Source organism: Anaerolineae bacterium (assembly GCA_014360855.1).
Classification (GTDB): domain Bacteria; phylum Chloroflexota; class Anaerolineae; order JACIWP01; family JACIWP01; genus JACIWP01.
In genome coordinates this window covers 1-2,273 of the sequence record JACIWP010000379.1, presented here as the reverse complement: position 1 = coordinate 2,273, position 2,273 = coordinate 1, and the positions used below count along the sequence as shown (strand labels likewise).

Annotated in this window: 4 protein-coding genes; all 4 read right to left on the bottom strand. The window is 66.2% G+C overall.

The genetic code is table 11. From position 1 onward, the window contains the following. Positions 1-491 (bottom strand): hypothetical protein (locus H5T60_14215; protein MBC7243588.1); only part of this gene is annotated, 491 nt, incomplete at its 3' end. A 129-nt stretch (positions 492-620) separates the two neighbouring features. Then, positions 621-908 carry a hypothetical protein gene (locus H5T60_14210; protein ID MBC7243587.1) on the bottom strand — a complete coding sequence of 96 codons (288 nt, stop codon included), beginning with the start codon at positions 906-908 and terminating at the stop codon, positions 621-623. Positions 909-919: 11 nt separating this feature from the next. Then, complete coding sequence (locus H5T60_14205; protein ID MBC7243586.1) at positions 920-1,453, bottom strand: hypothetical protein; 534 nt, start codon at positions 1,451-1,453, stop codon at positions 920-922. 115 nt (positions 1,454-1,568) lie between these two features. Beyond that, on the bottom strand, positions 1,569-2,261 hold the full coding sequence (locus H5T60_14200; GenBank protein MBC7243585.1) for a hypothetical protein: 693 nt from the start codon (positions 2,259-2,261) through the stop codon (positions 1,569-1,571). Between the last annotated feature and the right edge of the window lie 12 nt (positions 2,262-2,273).

The window sequence follows — 2,273 nt, the reverse complement described above, 5'->3', positions numbered from 1 at the left end:
GGGTCGTCTGGGGCCAGCGTGAGCAGAGCTACCCAATGCCGCGCTGCCTCCGCATCCTCGCCGGCCGCCTCAGCCAGCTTCGCCAGCCCGCGATGAGCGGGGGCGGATTCGCCGGCCCCCAGTGCCCGCTCCCACCAGCGCCGGGCATCGTTCCATTCCCCCTGCAGGAACGCCGCCTGGCCCAGCCCCTCCAGGACCCTCTGCCGGCGCTCGCCGCGAGCATGTGGATAGAGCTTTCCCAACAAATGCACCGCCGGGCTGATCTCATGGCGCGCCAGATGGGCCTGCGCCGCGCGCAGGAGCGCCTCCTGGCTGGCCGGCGCGAGCGCCGCCGCCCGGGCATAGGCCTGCAGGGCGGCGTAATACTCGCCGCGGGCGAAATGTGCATCGCCCTGCCGGAGCGCCTCGATCAGACGCCAATCCGCCGGCGCGGATGCCGTCAGGGCCAGCAGTATCACCAGCAGGAACAGGCCGGCGGCCCGCAGTGTCATAGCGCGTCCCCTCCATGTCTGCCGGCCCATTATACCACGGATGGTCAGAAGGTGATGGAAGGGCAGGCGGGTTTCACCACCGAGCGGTTCTTACAGGCGCAACAGGCGGAAGAAGGGCGCGGGGCTGGGTCAGCCGGCGTTGGGCCGGCGGGGCTCACAGTCAAAACACCAGTCGGTATCCCGGTTCGTCCAGTAGGCCTTGCCGCATCCGGGGCAGGTGACTCTGCGCAGGCCGCGCATGGGGGATGGACCGGCCGGCCGGGCTTCCGGCGGCAGATCGGCATAGGGGTCCTTGATGCAGGAGCATGAGAGGAGCCGGCGCCGGCGCTCCTCCGGGTCCATGGCGAGGATCTCTTCCTCGGACAACTGCTCATCTTCCGCAGGGAAGTCAAATTCTTCTTCGATTGCAGATTCCATACGCCCCTCCTTCAGATGAAGACCGCGTTGGCGACCATTTCTTGTAATTTCGTCCGCTGTTCGGCATACTGCGGCTCGGCCAGGGCCGGGCAGGCGTCCAAGGTCACCTCGCCCAGGGCCAGCTTGGCGGCGAAAGTGAAGCAGGTGGGCTGACCGCAGGCTTTGCAGTTGGTGCGCGGCAGGAGGCGGTACACGTCGGTGGCCACCAGCCGTTTGCGCTGGACGGTGCTGGGCTGGATGGTATGTCGGCGCTCCCAGGTGTCGTTGATGAGCTGCTGGAGGCGCGCCAGGAACTCCACTGCTTCATCAGCGTCGGTGAAGCCGGCGGCCGCCATCTCGTTCGGCCGCAGGGTGACCATATGGCCCTCCCATTTGAAGCGCAGGACCTGGCCGGCCGGCTGATATTCCGCTCCCGGGATGATGGCGTTCAAGTATGGGAAGACGGGGCTGATGTCGCCGGCGATATGCCCGATGACGCTCACCGTCTCGCGGGTGAAATCGCACGGCGGCAGGATGACCTCCGGCTCGTAGCTGGCCAACAGCATGTTCCCCTCCTGGCATCTTGCGATGTGCGTGCAGGCTTATGCAACTTTCATTATACATCGCAGGGGGAATCCTGGCAAGCCGGCGCGAGGACACCTCCCCAGGCAGATCAGGGGATTAGCCCTTATCTTCCGCGATAGGGAGGGTGAAGGTGAAGGTACTGCCCTCTCCGACCCTGCTTTCCACATGGATGTCGCCGCCGTGGGCCTCGACCAAGTGCTTGGCAATGGCCAATCCCAGGCCGACGCCGCCGGTCAGGCGCGAGCGGGATTTGTCCACCCGATAGAAGCGGTCGAAGACAAAGGGCAAATGCTCTGGCGGGATGCCCTCCCCGGTGTCCTTGACCGCTACCGTCACCCATTTTCCCCCGGCGCGGGCGACGATATCGATCTCGCCGCCGGCTGGCGTGTGGAGGATGGCGTTGGACAGCAGGTTGCGCAGGACCTGTCCGATGCGCTCCGGGTCCACGTCCACCAGCGGCAGGTCCGCCGGCACATCCACCCGCAGTGTCAGCTCTTTGCTTTCCACCTGCCAGTTGAACGCCTCGGCCGCGCGGTGCACAATCTCATCCACCCGCACCGGCCGGCGCACCAGGTTGAGCTGGCCGGCCTCCGCCTGGGCCAGCTCATGCAGGTCCGAAACCAGCCGGTTCAACAGCATGGTCTCCTCGTAGAGGTTGTCGATGAGGCTGGCGTCCGGCTGTATCAGCCCATCCCGCACGGCCTCCAGGTATCCCCGCAGGTTGGTCAGCGGCGTGCGCAGTTCATGGGCCACGTCGCTGACCAGATTGCGGCGAAGTTGTTCCTGCATGGCCACACCGCT

What these genes read in the sequence shown, in the direction of transcription:
- H5T60_14210 (MBC7243587.1), bottom strand. Translation starts at nt 908, where the DNA reads ATGGAATCTGCAATCGAAGAAGAATTTGACTTCCCTGCGGAAGATGAG.
- H5T60_14205 (MBC7243586.1), bottom strand. Translation starts at nt 1,453, where the DNA reads ATGCTGTTGGCCAGCTACGAGCCGGAGGTCATCCTGCCGCCGTGCGAT.
- H5T60_14200 (MBC7243585.1), bottom strand. Translation starts at nt 2,261, where the DNA reads ATGCAGGAACAACTTCGCCGCAATCTGGTCAGCGACGTGGCCCATGAA.